This is a genomic window from Kitasatospora sp. NRRL B-11411 (genome assembly GCF_000721345.1).
GTDB classification, from domain to species: Bacteria; Actinomycetota; Actinomycetes; order Streptomycetales; family Streptomycetaceae; genus Kitasatospora; species Kitasatospora cineracea.
In genome coordinates, this window is the sequence record NZ_JOGH01000256.1 from 1 (window position 1) to 2,445 (window position 2,445).

Consider the following 2,445-nt stretch of genomic DNA (forward strand, 5'->3'; position numbering starts at 1 on the left):
CCCCCACCCCCACCCCCGTCACTGCGCCCGATGCCCGCGTGCCCGGCCGACCCCTCCCCCCTCCACGGGCCGGCCGTTCCTCCCCACCACCTCGCTCCGTACGAACAAAGGTGTGAGTCATGAGCGCATTCCACTGGTTGAACGAGCAGTTCAGCTTCTTCGGCCTCCCCGTCTACTGGTCCGACTTCCTGGGCAACATCCTGGCGCTCGCCACCGTCTGGCTGGCCCTGCGCCGGTCGCTGGTGGCCTGGCCGGTGCAGATCCTCGGCTCGGTGTTCCTGCTGGTCGCCAGCCTGAACGTGCACCTCGGCGGCAACGCCGCCCGGCAGGTCGTGATCATCGTCTCGGCGTCCTGGGGCTGGGCGACCTGGAAGCGCAGCCGCGAGCAGGAGGGCGCCATCAACGTCCGCTGGGCGAACTGGGGCGAGCGCGCGGTGCTGATAGCCGCGATGGTGCTCGGCACGGTCGCGTTCGCCGCGGTGCTGAGGTGGCAGGACGCCTCGTTCTACCCCGGCGCGCCGATGTGGATGGTGAGCGCGGACGCCTGGATCTTCGTCGGCTCGATCCTCGCCATGTACAGCCAGGCCCGCCGCTACATCGAGTTCTGGTTCGTCTGGCTGGCGGTCGACCTGGTCGGCGTGCCGCTGGCGGTGCACTCGGAGCTGTACTTCTCCGGCATCGTGTACTCGATCTTCTTCGTCATGGTGGTGCTCGGCATCCGCGACTGGGCCTCGCGCAGCAAGCCGCAGGAGATCGCCTCCCCGCTGGAACCCGCCGTCCTGGTCGAGAGCCGCGAGGAGACCACCCGCTGACGGCTCCCCCTGCCCACGGGCCGTCCCCCCACTCCCCGGGGGGGGCGGCCCGTGTCGGCGTGCCCGGGGCGGCGCGTCCGGGGCGGCGCGTCCGGGGCGGCCCCGCTTTCACGGCGGGGGCATCAGGCGCAGCAGGTCGGCGGCCGGGAGGGCCGGGTTGGCGGCGGCCAGGTGGATGGTGGCGGGGTCGGCGAGCAGGGCGCGGATCCGGTCGAGCGGCAGGGCCGGGTGGGCGGCGGCCTGCTCGCGGGCCCGGCGGTCGCGCAGGCAGGCGGTCAGGGTCGGGCCGTCGGCGGCGGGGTGGCGGGCGACGGCGCGCAGGGTGGCGACGTTGTGCTCGGCGGTGACCAGGGCCCGCAGCAGGGCGGTCGTCGCGTCCGGGTTGGCGGCGATGCCGGGGCCGACGGCGCGGCCGTGGCGCCGGTGCATGTCCCTCAACTGCCGTTCGTCCAGGCCGGGGTGGGGTGCGACGGCGTTGGCGACCTTGGCCACCGGGTCGTCGGCGAGCCGGTCCCGGACGGGCGGCGGCAGGTCGCGGCGCAGCGCGAGCAGGCGGCGCAGTTCGGGGTCCGCGGAGGCGGCGAGCCGCTCGGTCTCGGCGGGGTCGGCGGCGGCGATCCGGGGCGGCAGCATCGTCCCGAGCTTGAGGACGACGCCCTCCCACGCCCACTCCAGGACGTCCAGCGGCACGGCCGGGTTGCCGACCACCGCCCGGCGCACCGATTCGTGCGGGACGGTGGCGAGCCGGCGGATCAACCCCTCCCCGATCACCGGGTTCCCGGCGAGCTCCTCGAGCACCCACAGCGCGGGGTCGGCGGCGAGCTGCGCGTACGTGTCCGGGTCGAGGCCGGGGTGCCCGGCGAGCTGGGCCCGCAGGAACGGGGACGCCGCCCCCAGATACCGCCGGGCGTCGACGGCAGGCACCGCCGGATGCCCGAGGGCCGCCTGCACGATCGTGTGCCGGGCGTACTGGTGGCTGCCGTCGCAGGCGGCCCCGCCGGGCAGGTCGCAGTCCGGGTCCGGGCAGTCCGGCGGGTGCGTCCACGGGACGGGGTGGCGTTCGCAGACCTCGCAACTCTCCAGCGGCGGACGGTCGTTCAGTAGGTCGGCGAGGACGGCGGGCGGGGCGGCCGGGTTCCAGGCGACGGCCTGCCGAACGTGCTGCGAGGGGTGCGCGGCGAGGACGGCGAGGACGCCGGGATCGGGCTGCGCCTCGGCGAGTTCCACCAGGACCTGCCGGTCCGCCCCGGCGAGCAGCCGCCGCGCGGCTTCGGCCGGCAGCCACTCGGTGGAGGCCAACTCGGGCCACAGCTCCCGCCGTTCGACCAGCAGCTCCGCCCACCCGGCGGGTGCCCGCCCGGCCCGCAGCAGCGCCAGCGCGGCGATCGGCTGCCGCCGGGGGTCGACCCGCTCCACCACCAGCCGACCGGCCTCCACCAGGCGCCCGGCCGCCGCGATCCCCCGCTCCGCCAGCACCTCGACCTGCCGGTCGGTCAGGTCCGCCCGCCCGGCCAACTCCACCGAGAGGTCCGGCTCCGCCAGCTCGACCAGCCGCTCCACCGCCTCCCCCGGCAACGCCGGGTTCCCCGCCAGCCCCTCCCACACACGCCGCATCCCGCCATCCTCCCCACCC

General features: G+C 75.9%; 2 protein-coding genes. One reads left to right on the plus strand and one right to left on the minus strand.

Annotated elements, in window-relative coordinates:
* The first annotated feature begins 119 nt into the window (after positions 1-119).
* Positions 120-812, plus strand: a complete 693-nt coding sequence (locus IH44_RS0139660; protein ID WP_030464712.1) for a nicotinamide mononucleotide transporter family protein — start codon at positions 120-122, stop codon at positions 810-812.
* A 108-nt stretch (positions 813-920) separates the two neighbouring features.
* Here IH44_RS0139660 and IH44_RS0139665 read toward each other — a convergent pair.
* Positions 921-2,445 (minus strand): hypothetical protein (locus IH44_RS0139665; protein ID WP_232795277.1); only part of this gene is annotated, 1,525 nt, incomplete at its 5' end.